Raw genomic sequence first — 13,069 nt, 5'->3', positions numbered from 1 at the left:
GCGCCTGCAAGCAGCGCTGCCGAGCGCAGGCGCCCGCGCCTCCTCCCATCCAGGGATTCGTCGCAGGCGGTGAAGGCCAGCCATCCTGTCCGCTGCGCACCCGGTCCGGTCGGAATTCTTACGACTCAGGTGCCGCAGAAGGTGCGATGGACGCGCTCGGACTCCTCGGGCGCGTCCGCGTAGGCGGCGAAGGCCGCTTGGTCCTCGAAGGGCTTGGCCAAGACAGTGGTCAGCTCGGCGAAGGGGCCGAAATCGTCGCGCTCGACGGCGGCCGCGATCACCGCCTCGATGCGGTGGTTGCGCGGGATGACGGCGGGATTGGCCGCATCCATGGCCGCCCGAAGCTCCCCGGCCGGGCGAGGCTCGGCGGCGAGCCGCTCGCGCCAGCGGCCGGCCCAGGCATCGTAGGCGGTGGGGTCGATGAACAGGTTCCGGACGCCGCGATCCGCCGCCGGATCGGCGGCGGCGGCCCCGAGGCGCCGGAAGGTGAGCGTGAAGTCGGCGCGGTTGGCCCTCATGATCTCCAGGAGGCCGCCGGCCAGGGCGACGTCGTCCTCGCGCGCCGTGGCGAGGCCGAGCTTGCGCCGCAGACCGCCGTGGTAGGCGGCCTCGAAGCGCGGCACGAAGTCGGCGAGGAGATCCTGCGCCACCGCGATCGCCGCCTCCGTCTCCGGCGCCAGCAGCGGCAGCAGGGCCTCGGCCAGACGCGCGAGGTTCCACTGGGCGATCGCCGGCTGGTTGCCGTAGGCGTAGCGACCCGCCTCGTCAATCGCGCTGAACACCGTCGCGGGATCGTAGGCGTCCAGGAACGCGCAGGGGCCGTAATCGATCGTCTCTCCGGCCACCGCCATGTTGTCGGTGTTCATCACGCCGTGGATGAAGCCGACGCAGAGCCACTGCGCGACGAGCGCGGCCTGCCGGTCGATCACCGCGGCGAGCAGCGCCCGGTAGGGCTGCCCGCTCTCCGCCGCCGCGGGGTAATGCCTAGCGATGACGTGGTCGGCCAGCTGCTTCACCCCCTCGGTGTCGCGGCGGATCGCGAAGTACTGGAAGGTCCCGACCCGGATGTGGCTCCGGGCGATCCGGGTGAGGATCGCCCCCGGCAGCAGCCGCTCGCGCACCACGCTCGCCCCGGTCGCCACCGCCGCCAGGGCGCGCGTGGTCGGGATGCCCAGCGCCGCCATCGCCTCGCTGACGATGTACTCGCGCAGGACCGGCCCCAGGGCCGCCCGGCCGTCGCCCCGCCGCGAGAAGGGTGTCGGCCCGGCCCCCTTGAGCTGGACGTCGCGGCGCGTCCCGTCCCGATCCACCACCTCGCCGAGCAGGATCGCCCGCCCGTCCCCGAGCTGGGGCACCAGATGGCCGAACTGGTGACCCGCATAGGCCGTGGCGATCGGCTCGGCCCCGGGCGGAACGGCGTTGCCCGCGAGCGCCGCGACGCCCTCAGGCCCGGCAAGCCAATCGGGATCGATCCCCAGTGTCTCCGCGAGCCCCCGGTTCAGGGCGATCAGCCGGGGAGCCGGGACGGGCGTCGGATCGACCCGCGCGAAGAAGCGCTCCGGCAGGCGCGCGTAGCTGTTGTCGAACGGGATGGCGCTCATCGCAAAGCCTGCCTCAGTCTCACCGCCACTCCGAGCGGGCGCGGGCATCCGCCGGGCGCAGGCGCGGACCCAGACCCGGCCGGCGGCCCCGGGACCAACCGGCGATGCCGCCGGAGGTTGCCGGCGGGCGGGTCGCGGCCCGGCCCCGTCGCCGCGCAGCATTGCGTGCACGGACCTGCTGACGTTTAAGGGACCGCCTCCGCAGCACCGTCGGGAGACCCGCTAGATGGACACCCCGCTTCCGCTTCACACCGACTTCCTATTCCGTCTTAGCCTGACGGTCGACGCCCCGCAGATGGTCGGCCCGACCCGCAGCGGCGCGCTGCGGATCGTCCCGGTCACCGGCGGCACCTTCGCGGGGCCGCGCCTGCGCGGCGAGGTGGTGGCGGGCGGTGCGGGCGACTGGCTGCGCGTGGAGCCCGACGGCACGACCCATCTCGACGTGCGCCTGACGCTCCGGGAGAGCGGCGGCGGCCTGATCTACTGCCAGTACACGGGCCTGCGGGCCGGCCCGCCCGCCGTGATGGAGCGGCTCGGCCGCGGCGAGGCGGTGGACCCGGCCGAGTACTACTTCCGCACGGCCGTGCGGTTGGAGACCGGTGCGGCCGACCTCGCGTGGCTCAACCGCATGCTCGCCGTCGGGGTGGGGCAGCGGCCGCCGACCGGACCGGTCTACGACATCTACGCGATCCTCTGACGCCGCCGGACCCGAGCGCCTCAGGACACCTCGAACGCCGCCTCCACCTCCACCGTGATGTTCGACGGCAGCGAGATCATGCCGACCGAGGAGCGGGCCGCCCGGCCCGCCTCCCCGAACACCTCGATGAAGAGGTCCGTGCAGCCGTTCACGACCTTGCCGTGATCGGTGAAGTCCGGCGTGGCGTTCACCATGCCCAGCACCTTCACGACGCGCGTCACCCGGTCGAGGTCGCCGCCGACGGCGCCGCGAAGCACCGCGAGGATCGCCAAGCCCGTCAGCCGCGCATGCTGGTAGGCCTCCTCGCGCGTGACATCCCGGCCGACCTTCCCGGTCGCCACGCTGCCGTCCGGACGGGTCGGCCCCATCCCGGAGACGAAGACGAGGTTGCCGGTCCGCACGAAGGGCGCGTAGTTCGGGTTCGGGCTGGGCGGCTCGGGCAGCACGATCCCGCGCTGCCGCAGGCGCCGCTCCGGGGACGACGCCTCGGCCCGGGCCGCGGACCGGGCGAGCGTGAGCAGAGGCAGCGCCACGCCTGCGGCGAGCACGGACCGGCGGTTCTGGCGTGTCATGAGAGGCTCTCCTGCCCGGGGTGCACCGGCCGCGAGGTGCGAGGTGGATCGATCCGCGCCGCGCGCCGACCACGACCGGTCCTTCCTGTACGGCACGCGTCGTCACCGTCCGGGGGAACTCAGACGCGGTGCTGCTCGACAAGGCGCGCTCCGATCCCGTACCACAGCCCGGCCCGCCCGGGAGTGTATCCAACTCCCATGTCGGGTCGATCGCCTGCAGCCGGATGACGACGCGTCACAAGGCGCAGACGATACCGGGCCATCCTTCGGCGATCGGGCCGGACCGCCCGGCCATCGGCGGCCGGGTTCCCGGACCGAGGCCAACCGCAGCAAGGCAAGGACATGAACGGCCATCCCTACAACCCGCCCTGCGGGGGCCTGCCTCCCCAGACCGCGCTAATGACCGGCCGGGCCGTGTTCACCGAGGCCTATGCGGTCATCCCGAAGGGCGTGATGAGCGACATCGTCACCAGCGTCCTGCCCTTCTGGGCCGGCACCCGCGCCTGGATGCTGTCGCGGCCGCTGTCGGGTTTTTCCGAGACCTTCGCCCAGTACCTGATGGAGGTCGGCCCCGGCGGCGGCAGCGACCGGCCCGAGCCCGACCCCGAGGCCGAGGGCGTGGTCTTCGTGGTGGGGGGCACCCCGACACTCGTCCTCGACGGGCGCGAGCACCGGCTCAGCCCCGGCAGCTACGCCTACCTCGCCCCCGGGGCCGTGTGGGCGCTGCGCAACCCAGGCGCGGAGCCGGCCCGCTTCCACTGGATCCGCAAGGCCTACGAGCGGGTCCTGGGGCTCGACGCGCCCGAGTCCTTCCTGCGCCACGAATCCGAGATCGAGCCGGCCGGGATGCCGGGCACCGAGGGGGCCTGGGCCACCACCCGCTTCGTCGCCTCTGACGACGTGCGCCACGACATGCACGTCAACATCGTCACGCTGCGGCCCGGCGCCTCGATCCCGTTCGAGGAGACGCACGTGATGGAGCACGGCCTGTTCGTGCTGGAGGGCAAGGCCGTCTACCGGCTCAACCGCGACTGGGTCGAGGTCGAGGCCGGGGACTTCATGTGGCTGCGCGCCTTCTGCCCGCAGGCCTGCTACGCGGGCGGCCCCGGCCCGTTCCGCTACCTGCTCTACAAGGACGTGAACCGTCACGCCGCCCTGAGACTCCGGGGTGCCGCGCGATGAGCGCACGCCGCATCACGGCGCAGCCCCTGACGCGCGAGGCCTTCGCGCCCTTCGGCGCGGTGATCGACAAGGCGGGCGGCGCCCCCCGCCCGATGAATGCCGGCATGGCGCGCCGCTTCCACGACCTCGCGCGGGTCGAGGTCGCGGGCGAGAGCGCGCAGGTGGTGGTGGGCCTCGTCGAGGCGAAGCCCTATCCGCTGCCGCTGACCCTGGGCCTCGTCGAGCGCCACCCCCTCGGCGCCCAGGCCTTCCTGCCCCTCACCGACGCACCCTTCCTCGTCGTCGTCTGCCCGGACGAGCGGGGCCGGCTCAGCCGGCCGCAGGCCTTCCTGACGGCGCCGGGCCAGGGCGTGTGCTACGCCATGAACGTCTGGCACGGGGTGCTGACGCCGTTCGGGGCGCCGCAGGATTTCGTGGTGATCGACCGCGGCGGTCCGGGCGTGAACCTCGAGGAATTCGTGTTCGAGGAGCCCTGGTCGATCCATCTGCCGGAGTGATCTCCGGGCTCAGGCGCGCCGGCGCGGACCCGATCAGGGGTGAGAGCGGGCGGGGTTGCCAGGCCGGCGAGCAGCCCGGCTCTCGTGGCGCATCCGCGCCGTCGTCGTTGTCCTCGCCGGCCGCGCGACGGTGAGCGCCCGACGGGCGATCGCGCCGGCGGGTTCGAGCAGAGTCCGCGCCCTTGACGGCCTCGATGGTCCCGAGAACCAATGGAGCGCCCGGGCGACGCTCGGCAGCACCAATCCTGCACGCTCCTCATCGCAGCCCGGAGACGCATGATGACCGGTATCGGTGTGGCCCTGCTGCTCGGGGTCGTGGCCGGTTTGCGCACCATGACGGCGCCGGCCGCGGTCTCATGGGCGGCGTGGCTCGGATTTCTGCAGCTCGATGGGACGTGGCTCGCGGTCTTGGGCTACCGCTTCACGCCGTTCATCCTCACCGCGCTCGCCCTGGCCGAGTTCGTGACCGATCTTCTGCCGTCGACGCCGAGCCGCACGGTCCCGGTCCAGTTCGGCGCCCGGTTGGCGAGCGGCGCGCTCTGCGGCGCGGCGGTCGGCCTGCCGGCGGGCCAGCTCGTCGCCGGCATCGTCGCCGGCGTGATCGGGGCCGTGATCGGCACGCTCGGCGGGGCCGCGGCGCGCGGGCGCTTGGCGGCGGCGCTCGACCGGGACCGACCGGCGGCCCTGCTGGAGGACGCGGTCGCGATCGTCCTCGCAGCCCTCGCCGTATGGGTCCTGTCATGAGCCGGCACTTCGACGCCATCGTCATCGGGGCGGGCCAAGCCGGGCCCTCGCTCGCCGGCCGTCTGACGGCGGCCGGCCAAACGGTCGCGCTGATCGAGCGCCACCTCTTCGGCGGCACCTGCGTCAACACCGGCTGCATGCCGACCAAGGCGCTGGTCGCCAGCGCCTATGCGGCCCATCTCGCCCGCCGCGCCGGCGATTTCGGCGTGGTTGTGCCGGGCGCGGTCGGCATCGACCCCAAGGCCGTGGCGGCCCGGCAGCAGGGCGTCTCGGCCACGGCCCGCGGCAATGTCGAGCGCTGGCTGCGGGGCATGGCGGGCTGCACCGTGCTCACCGGCCACGCCCGCTTCCAGGGTCCGCACGCGGTCGCGGTGAACGGCGAGGTGCTGGAGGCGGAGCGGATCTTCATCAATGTCGGCGGGCGCGCCCGCGTGCCGGATCTGCCCGGCATCGACCGGGTGCCGCACCTGACCAACACGAGCATACTGCAGCTCGACACCCTGCCGGCGCACCTCGTGGTGGTGGGCGGCAGCTACATCGGGCTCGAATTCGCCCAGATCTACAGGCGCTTCGGCAGCGCCGTGACGGTGGTCGAGCAGGGGCCGCGCCTGATCGCTCGCGAGGATCCGGACGTCTCGGAGGCCGTGGCCGACATCCTCGCCCGCGAGGGCGTGTCCGTGCGGCTGAACGCGTCCTGCATCCGCCTCGCCCCGCGGCCGGACGGCGTCGCAGTCGGGGTGGATTGCCGCGACGGCCCGCCGGTAGTGGTCGGTTCGCACGTGCTGCTGGCCGTCGGGCGCCGCCCGAACACGGACGACCTCGGGCTGGAGGCCGCCGGCCTCGCCACCGACGCACACGGGTTCATCCCGGTGGGCGAGGATCTGCAGACGAGCGTACCGGGCGTCTACGCGCTCGGCGACTGCAACGGCCGGGGCGCCTTCACGCATACCGCCTACAACGATTTCGAGATCGTGGCGGCGAATCTCCTCGACGGCGCGGGGCGCCGGGTGAGCGAGCGCATCCCCGGCTACGCGCTCTACACCGACCCGCCGCTCGGCCGCGTCGGGATGACGGAGGCGCAGGTGCGCGCGACGGGGCGCCCGGCCCTGATCGGGACGCGCCCGATGACGCGGGTCGGCCGCGCGGTCGAGAAGGGTGAAACGCTCGGCTTCATGAAGGTGCTGGTCGACGCCGAGAGCCGAGCGCTGCTCGGTGCGGCGATCCTCGGCACGGGCGGCGACGAAGCCGTCCACGGCATCCTCGACATGATGAACGCGGGCGCCGCCGCTCCGGTGCTGCAATGGGCCGTGCCGATCCATCCGACCGTCTCGGAGCTGATCCCCACGGTCCTCGGCGACCTGCGGCCGCTGGTCTGATCCGGTTCCCCTTACGTGCGAGGTGGCCGTCGTCATCCACAGCAGGGACGATGCGCCGCGCTGCGCCGCACCAGCCTTGAGCGTTGACGCCGGAGATGCGGCGCGGACGCGCGGCGATCGGCTGAAGGTTCGCAGATGCGCGAGAACACGGCGTATGGTCCCGAGGAGCGGGCGGCGGTGCTGGAGCGGCAACGCACGCTCAAGATGGCCCGATCGGCCCACGCCTATGTCCGGGGCAACACCCTGAAGTTCTACGAGTGGCTGGACGGCCTCGCTCGCGGCACCCTTCCGGAGGGGCCGCCGGTCTGGATCTGCGGCGATTGTCATCTGGGCAACCTCGGTCCTCTCGCGGACGCGGACGGACGGGTCGACATCCAGGTGCGCGACCTCGACCAGACCGTCATCGGCAACCCGACGCACGATCTCGTCCGGCTCGGGCTGTCGCTCGCCAGCGCGGCGCGCGGCTCGAACCTGCCCGGGGTCGTGACGGCCCGGATGCTGGAGGAGATGGTCCGCGGCTATGCGCTGGGCCTGGACACCCAGGGGACCGACGAAGCACCGCCCGAACCGGAAGCGGTGCGCATGGTGCGCCGCCGCGCCCTCGGGCGCCATTGGAAGCACCTCGCCCGCGAGCGCCTGAAGGATGTGGAGCCCGCGATCCCGCTCGGGCGCAAGTTCTGGGCGCTCGACGGGGAGGAGCACGCGGCGCTGCGCGGCCTGTTCGGCAAGGAGGAGGTGCGCCACCTCGTGCTGGCGCTGAACGGACGCGGCGACGAGGCCGAGCTTCGCCTGATCGACGCGGCCTACTGGATGAAGGGCTGCAGTTCGCTCGGCTTCCTGCGCTACGCCGCCCTGGTGCGGATCGGGGAGCCCGAGGGCAAGCACCGTCTGGCACTGGTCGACCTCAAGGAGGCCGTCGCGCCGGCGGCCCCGGCCGCCCCGGGCGCGGCGATGCCGGCGGATCCCGCCGAGCGCGTCGTGGCGGGCGCCCGCGCGCTGTCGCCGAACCTGGGCGAGCGCATGCTGCCGGTGCACATGCTCGGCAAGCCCGTCGTCATGCGCGAGCTGCTGCCGCAGGACCTCAAGCTCGACGTGGACCAGTTCAGCCGCGAGGAGGCGGTGCGGGCGGCGCATTACCTCGCCTACGTGGTCGGCAAGGCGCATGGCCGGCAGATGGACGAGACGGCCCGCTCGGAATGGCGGGCCGAGGTCATCCGGGACGCGCGTGCCGCCGAGGGGGCGCCGTCCTGGCTCTGGTCGAGCGTCGTCGAACTCGCCGGTCGCCACGAGATCGGCTACCTGCAGCATTGCCGCGTCTACGCCACCGGGGAGGCCGCGTAAGCCCGCCTCATCGGACAGGCCGGACATGCTGCAGGGCGGCCGCGAGGACGAGGCCGGTCCCCACGGCCGCGGTCATGACCATGGCGGCGATCGCGAGCGAGAGGGTTTCGGCGACGAGCGCGCCGGGGGACGCAGGGCCCAGCGCCATGAGCTGGAGACTGCCGATCGCCGCCCGCAAGGCGTAGGAGCCGGGGATCATCGCGACCACGCCGGGAAACGCGAAGGTGACCGGCGGCAGGCGACGATGCGCTCCGAACCGGTGCGCGAGCAGCCCGACCAGCGTGGCGCAGACCAGCGTCCCCGTGGCGATCTCGATGCCGGCCGCGCCGAGCGCGGTGCGCAGGCCGTGCCCGGCCATCCCGCACAGGATGCAGGCCCAGACGGCGCGCAGCGGCACGTCGAACAGCAGGGCATACCCGAAGGCGGCCAAGCCGGAGACGAGGACGTCCTGCACCACCGGCACCGCGCCGGCCCCGGACGAGACGGGCAACGCGTCCCCTGCGAGCGCGGCCGCGAGAAAGAGCCCGAACCCGATGGCCAGGATGGTGATCGTGCCGGAGGCGAGGCGCGCCAGTCCGATCTCGATATGGCCGCCCGCCACGTCGCTGATGCCGTTGATCAGCGGCACGCCCGGCACAAGGATCATGCCCGCCGCGGCGACACAGGGCGTCGCGACCGCCCTGGGCACCGCCTTGAGCGCCAGCGCGCCGAGGAGGCCGCTCGCGAAGGCCGTCAGGAAGGCCGCGCCGAACGGGTTCGCGCCCCTCCGGGCCAGGAGGCGGCGCAGCCCGGTGCTGGCGATCCCGGCCAGGAAGGCCGCCGCGACGACGGGCCAGTCGGCCCCGAACAGCCGCGCGAGGCAGGCCGTCGTCGCGCCCACGGCCGCCACCACGAGCCAGCCGGGGTAGAGCGGCGGGGCGGCCTCGACGGCGTCGAGCCGCCGTTCGGCCTCGCCTAGGTCGATCGATCCGTCGACGAGCCGGTCCACGACGGCGTCGAGGCGGCCGAGGCGGCTCATGCTGATCCCCGCGCCGGTCAGCGGGTGGCTGAGCTTGGTGCGGAAGGCGGCGCCGGCCCGCACCGTGAGGAGCAGCCGCTCGCTGCTGATGAAGACGTCGGCCTCGACGCCGAGGGCGGCCGCCATCGTCTCGATCCGGCGCAGCGCATGGCCGGTATCGGCGCCGCTGCCGAGGAGGAGCCGGCCGACGCGCAGGATGAGATGCGCGGCCTCCTCGAGGCGCGGGGGCGTGAGGAGCGACGGCGCGGTCATGCCTCTCCGGGGAATCAGACGGTCTCGATCTTGAGCACCGGCGCGGTCTCGGCCCGGATCCGCCGACAGGCCTCGGCGTCGGTCCGCAGATCGATGCCGTAGGTCGGGATCATGCGCTTGAGCGCGGGCAACCACCCCTCCTCGGTCAGGTGCTCGGGAAAGCAGCGCTGCAGAACCTCCATGGCGATGAAGGCCGCCGTGGAGGCGCCCGGCGAGGCGCCGAGCAGCGCGACGAGCGACCGGTCGGAGGCCGCCACGAGTTCGGTGCCGAATTCGAGCCTGCCGCCGCCCTGCGGTTCGGGCTTGATGATCTGCACGCGCTGGCCGGCGACCGCTTCCTTCCAGTCGCCCCGCCGGGCTCGGGGATAGAAATGCTGCAGGGTCGCGAACTGATGCTGCGCGCTCTGCAGCACCTGCCCGACGAGGTATTCCATCAGCGCGACGTTGTCCTTCGCGACGTCGAGCAGCGGCACGATGTTGTCCGGGGTGAGCGACCGAAACAGGTCGGTCAGGGAGCCGTGTTTGAGGAACCTCGACGAGAAGCCCGCATAGGGGCCGAACAGCAGCGAGGTGCGGCCGCCGATCACGCGCGTGTCGAGATGTGGCACCGACATCGGCGGCGAGCCGCTCGCCGCCTTGCCGTAGACCTTGGCGTGATGGCGCTGCGTCACCGCATCGACGTCGCAGCGCAGCCAGATCCCGCTCACCGGGAAGCCGCCGTAGCCGTGTCCCTCCTGGATGCCGGAGGCCTGGAGCAGGTCGAGCGCCGCCCCGCCCGCGCCGATGAACACGAACTTGGCGAGGACGCTCTGGCGCGTGCCGTCGTAGGTGTCCGCGACGGTGACCCGCCAGCGCCCATCGCCCTCCTGGTCGAGGGCGACGACTTGGCGGTTGTAGTGCACCTCGACGCCCTGTCCGGATAGGTGTCCGACGAGGAGGTGGGTGAGCGCGCCGTAATCGACGTCGGTCCCGGTGACGATCCGGGTCGCCGCGACCGGCTGCGCAGGGTCGCGGCCCTCCATGATCAGCGGCGCCCAGGCGGCGATCGCCGCGTGGTCCTCGCTGTACTCCATGCCGTGGTAGCAATGGTGCGCCGCCATCGCCGCGTAGCGGGCGCGCAGGAAGGCGACGTTCTCCTCGCCCCAGACGAAGCTCATGTGGGGACAGGGATGGATGAAGGCCCGCGGGTCCGGGATCGCGCCCTTGCGCACGAGATGCGCCCAGATCTGGCGCGACAGGTCGAATTCGGTGTTGACCTCCAGCGCCTTGGAGATGTCGACGCTCCCGTCCGGACGCTGGGGCGTGTAGTTCAGCTCGCAATTCGCGGCGTGCCCGGTCCCGGCATTGTTCCAGGACTCAGAGCTTTCGAGCCCGCAATCCTCCAGGGTCTCGAACAGGGCGATGCTCAGCGACGGTTCGAGTTCCTTGAGCACCGTGCCCAGCGTCGCGCTCATGATACCGGCGCCGATGAGGACGACGTCGGGGGTGTCGTTGGGACGAAGCGCCATGGCCCGCTTCCCTGTGCTCAGCCCCGGTGCGGGGCGGGGGTGAACGGCAGGTCGGCGCCCTCCTCGTAGACGATGTAGGCCCGCCGCCAGGGCTCGTCCCCGATGAGGCGCCAGCGGTGCCCGCTGCCGCTGTTGTCCTGCGCCAGCAGGACGTCGCCGGGACGGATCGTGAAGGTCCGGCCGGATTTGGTCTCGAATTCGAGGGTACCCGCGAGCGTGATGACGAAGCGCGGCACCGGATCCTGATGCCACGCGTAGGCTCCGCCGGCCGCGGTCTCCTGGAACGAGAGCCGGCGCGCCGCCACCGCCGCGCCGACGAAGTCCCCGCGCTCCCCCTCGGTGAGCGCGATCGTGCCCTCCTCGAACAGCGAATCGCCGTCCGGGCCGGTCCACATCCTGACGCAACGGATCATCGCGAGCCTCTCCTCTCACGCGCCGGCAAGACCGTGGCCGACCATGTCGAGGGGCCGGATCGTTTTGTCGAACAGCGCCTCGTCCACCAAGCCGGAGCCGATCGCGGCCTGCTTCAGGGTCGTGCCGTCGGCGATCGCCTTCTCGGCGATGTGGGCGGCGTTCTGGTAGCCGATCACCGGCGACAGGGCGGTGACCAGCATGACGCTGCCCTCCACGTAGGAGGCGATCTTCGGACGGTTGAGGTCCGTCCCCTCGACCGAGAATTCCCGGAAGCGGGCGCAGCCATCGGCGAGGATGCGGGCGGAATGCAGGACGTTGTTGATGATGATCGGGCGCATCGCGTTCAGCTCGAAGTTGCCCTGGCTGCCCGCGAAGGCCACGGCGGTGTCGTTGCCGATCACCTGGATGGCGATCATCACCATCGCCTCGCATTGGGTCGGATTGACCTTGCCCGGCATGATCGAGGAGCCGGGCTCGTTCGATGGCAGGATCAGTTCGCCGAGGCCGCAGCGCGGCCCCGAGGCCAGCCAGCGCATGTCGTTGGCGATCTTCATCAAGGCGACCGCGAGGCCGCGCAGGGCGGCGCTGGCCCGCACCATCGGGTCCAGCGAGCCCTGGGCCGCGAACTTGTTCGGCGCGGTGACGAACGGCTTGCCGGTGAGTTCGGCGATCGTCGCCGCCACCTCGGAGGCGAAGCCCTTGGGCGCGTTGAGGCCCGTGCCGACGGCGGTGCCGCCGACCGCGAGTTCGTAGAGTCCGTCCCGGCTCCGCGCGATCTCGGCCAGCGCGGCGCGGATCTGGCCGGCCCAGCCGGACCATTCCTGGCCGACCGTCAGCGGCACCGCATCCTCCAGATGCGTGCGGCCGATCTTCACGACATCCATCCAGCCCGCGGCCTTGCGCTCGATGGTCTCGTCCAGCCGCGTCACCTCCGGCACGAGGAGCGCGTCGATCGCCTCGACGGTGGCGATATGCATCGCGGTCGGAAAGGTGTCGTTCGACGACTGCCCCATGTTCACGTCGTCGTTGGGGCCGATCGGGTGCTGGCTGCCGAGCGTTCCGCCGAGGAGCTGGATCGCCCGGTTGGCGATCACCTCGTTGACGTTCATGTTGGATTGGGTGCCGGACCCGGTCTGCCAGACGTACAGGGGGTAATGCGCGTCGAGCTGACCGGCGATGGTCTCGTCCGCGGCGCGGACGATCGCGTCGCGCTTCCAGTCCGGCAGGCGGCCTGCCGCTGCGTTGACCAGGGCACAAGCCTTCTTGACGGTGCCGTAGGCGTGATAGACCGCCTTCGGCATGCGGTCGCCGCCTATGTCGAAGTGGTGCAGCGAGCGCTCGGTCTGCGCGCCCCAGTAGCGGTCGGCCGGAACGGCGACCTCCCCCATGGAATCGAATTCCCGGCGCGTTCCGGACGCGTCGATTCCGATCGGGATGTCCCGCAATTGCGGAACCCCGTTGTCCCGAGTCTCTGCCATCGCCCCTCGCTTCGCGAAATGGTCGACGTCGCCGAGTGTTCCGGGGCCCGTTCTGATCGGCGCTGCTTCGGCGCTCTGATCACGTTGCTTGCCAGGGCGGATGCCTGATCCCGCAGGATCAGTTCATGGACACCTGTTGCCGCCTAAACTTCCGCAAGCTTAAGCAGAACTGCGTCCGCCACGACGGAGCACCGCCAAGATTTCGTGGATCAGCCACGCTGTCAACTGCGGAAGGATGCGGCCCGGCTTCGAACCGGCCCTCCATGGTGCCGCGGCGCGCAGCGCGTGGCACGGGCCGCAGGCGCCGCTAAGCAGATTTCGCAAAAGTGGTCGCCGGTTTTGCGATAAAAATCTGCGACGAAACAAAAACCTAAGCGGACGAAGCGTTG

Annotated in this window: 12 protein-coding genes; 6 read left to right on the top strand and 6 right to left on the bottom strand. The window is 71.9% G+C overall.

Annotated features, from left to right (window positions below):
* Positions 1 to 125: 125 nt before the first annotated feature.
* Positions 126 to 1,601 (bottom strand): protein adenylyltransferase SelO, encoded by a 1,476-nt coding sequence (locus tag MFF61_RS29200; RefSeq protein ID WP_238241197.1) that lies wholly within the window; start codon positions 1,599 to 1,601, stop codon positions 126 to 128.
* A 226-nt stretch (positions 1,602 to 1,827) separates the two neighbouring features.
* Between MFF61_RS29200 and MFF61_RS29195 the strand changes: the two genes are divergently transcribed.
* Complete coding sequence (locus MFF61_RS29195) at positions 1,828 to 2,298, top strand: DUF3237 domain-containing protein (protein ID WP_238241196.1); 471 nt, start codon at positions 1,828 to 1,830, stop codon at positions 2,296 to 2,298.
* A gap of 20 nt (positions 2,299 to 2,318) precedes the next feature.
* Here the strand turns inward: MFF61_RS29195 and MFF61_RS29190 are convergent, their stop codons facing one another.
* Positions 2,319 to 2,870: a RidA family protein gene (locus MFF61_RS29190; protein WP_238241195.1), complete on the bottom strand. Its 552-nt coding sequence runs from the start codon at positions 2,868 to 2,870 to the stop codon at positions 2,319 to 2,321.
* A gap of 342 nt (positions 2,871 to 3,212) precedes the next feature.
* Between MFF61_RS29190 and MFF61_RS29185 the strand changes: the two genes are divergently transcribed.
* The 5 genes from MFF61_RS29185 (at position 3,213) to MFF61_RS29165 (ending at position 8,010) form a co-directional block, all read left to right on the top strand.
* Positions 3,213 to 4,052, top strand: coding sequence for a bifunctional allantoicase/(S)-ureidoglycine aminohydrolase (locus tag MFF61_RS29185; RefSeq protein WP_238241194.1), 840 nt, complete (start codon positions 3,213 to 3,215; stop codon positions 4,050 to 4,052).
* Entirely contained in the window at positions 4,049 to 4,549 is a 501-nt protein-coding gene (locus tag MFF61_RS29180; RefSeq protein ID WP_238241193.1) for an ureidoglycolate lyase, read from the top strand. Before MFF61_RS29185 ends, MFF61_RS29180 begins: the two co-directional genes overlap by 4 nt.
* Before the next feature lie 279 nt (positions 4,550 to 4,828).
* Entirely contained in the window at positions 4,829 to 5,293 is a 465-nt protein-coding gene (locus MFF61_RS29175) for a DUF4126 domain-containing protein (RefSeq protein WP_238241192.1), read from the top strand.
* Positions 5,290 to 6,669, top strand: a complete 1,380-nt coding sequence (locus tag MFF61_RS29170; protein ID WP_238241191.1) for an FAD-containing oxidoreductase — start codon at positions 5,290 to 5,292, stop codon at positions 6,667 to 6,669. Before MFF61_RS29175 ends, MFF61_RS29170 begins: the two co-directional genes overlap by 4 nt.
* Positions 6,670 to 6,804: 135 nt before the next feature.
* Entirely contained in the window at positions 6,805 to 8,010 is a 1,206-nt protein-coding gene (locus MFF61_RS29165; protein ID WP_238241190.1) for a DUF2252 family protein, read from the top strand.
* 7 nt (positions 8,011 to 8,017) lie between these two features.
* Here MFF61_RS29165 and MFF61_RS29160 read toward each other — a convergent pair whose 3' ends face one another.
* From MFF61_RS29160 to fumC, 4 genes are read right to left on the bottom strand one after another with little or no spacing between them, the layout of a single operon-like run.
* Positions 8,018 to 9,280: a threonine/serine exporter family protein gene (locus MFF61_RS29160; protein ID WP_238241189.1), complete on the bottom strand. Its 1,263-nt coding sequence runs from the start codon at positions 9,278 to 9,280 to the stop codon at positions 8,018 to 8,020.
* Positions 9,281 to 9,294: 14 nt separating this feature from the next.
* Positions 9,295 to 10,788 carry a malate dehydrogenase (quinone) gene (gene mqo, locus MFF61_RS29155; protein WP_238241188.1) on the bottom strand — a complete coding sequence of 498 codons (1,494 nt, stop codon included), beginning with the start codon at positions 10,786 to 10,788 and terminating at the stop codon, positions 9,295 to 9,297.
* Between the two features lie 17 nt (positions 10,789 to 10,805).
* Positions 10,806 to 11,201 (bottom strand): cupin domain-containing protein, encoded by a 396-nt coding sequence (locus tag MFF61_RS29150; protein WP_238241187.1) that lies wholly within the window; start codon positions 11,199 to 11,201, stop codon positions 10,806 to 10,808.
* A 15-nt stretch (positions 11,202 to 11,216) separates the two neighbouring features.
* Entirely contained in the window at positions 11,217 to 12,680 is a 1,464-nt protein-coding gene (gene fumC / locus MFF61_RS29145) for a class II fumarate hydratase (RefSeq protein WP_238241186.1), read from the bottom strand.
* Between the last annotated feature and the right edge of the window lie 389 nt (positions 12,681 to 13,069).

This window comes from Methylobacterium isbiliense, assembly GCF_022179325.1.
In the GTDB taxonomy this organism is placed as follows: Bacteria; Pseudomonadota; Alphaproteobacteria; order Rhizobiales; family Beijerinckiaceae; genus Methylobacterium; species Methylobacterium isbiliense.
The sequence above is the reverse complement of the archived record's forward strand: the minus strand, read 5'-3'. Positions and strand labels throughout refer to the sequence as shown.

Coding starts and splice junctions, on each gene's coding strand:
- MFF61_RS29195 (WP_238241196.1), top strand. CDS start 1,828: ATGGACACCCCGCTTCCGCTTCACACCGACTTCCTATTCCGTCTTAGC.
- MFF61_RS29190 (WP_238241195.1), bottom strand. CDS start 2,870: ATGACACGCCAGAACCGCCGGTCCGTGCTCGCCGCAGGCGTGGCGCTG.
- mqo (WP_238241188.1), bottom strand. CDS start 10,788: ATGGCGCTTCGTCCCAACGACACCCCCGACGTCGTCCTCATCGGCGCC.
- MFF61_RS29175 (WP_238241192.1), top strand. CDS start 4,829: ATGACCGGTATCGGTGTGGCCCTGCTGCTCGGGGTCGTGGCCGGTTTG.
- MFF61_RS29170 (WP_238241191.1), top strand. CDS start 5,290: ATGAGCCGGCACTTCGACGCCATCGTCATCGGGGCGGGCCAAGCCGGG.
- MFF61_RS29160 (WP_238241189.1), bottom strand. CDS start 9,280: ATGACCGCGCCGTCGCTCCTCACGCCCCCGCGCCTCGAGGAGGCCGCG.
- MFF61_RS29200 (WP_238241197.1), bottom strand. CDS start 1,601: ATGAGCGCCATCCCGTTCGACAACAGCTACGCGCGCCTGCCGGAGCGC.
- MFF61_RS29165 (WP_238241190.1), top strand. CDS start 6,805: ATGCGCGAGAACACGGCGTATGGTCCCGAGGAGCGGGCGGCGGTGCTG.
- MFF61_RS29185 (WP_238241194.1), top strand. CDS start 3,213: ATGAACGGCCATCCCTACAACCCGCCCTGCGGGGGCCTGCCTCCCCAG.
- MFF61_RS29180 (WP_238241193.1), top strand. CDS start 4,049: ATGAGCGCACGCCGCATCACGGCGCAGCCCCTGACGCGCGAGGCCTTC.
- fumC (WP_238241186.1), bottom strand. CDS start 12,680: ATGGCAGAGACTCGGGACAACGGGGTTCCGCAATTGCGGGACATCCCG.
- MFF61_RS29150 (WP_238241187.1), bottom strand. CDS start 11,201: ATGATCCGTTGCGTCAGGATGTGGACCGGCCCGGACGGCGATTCGCTG.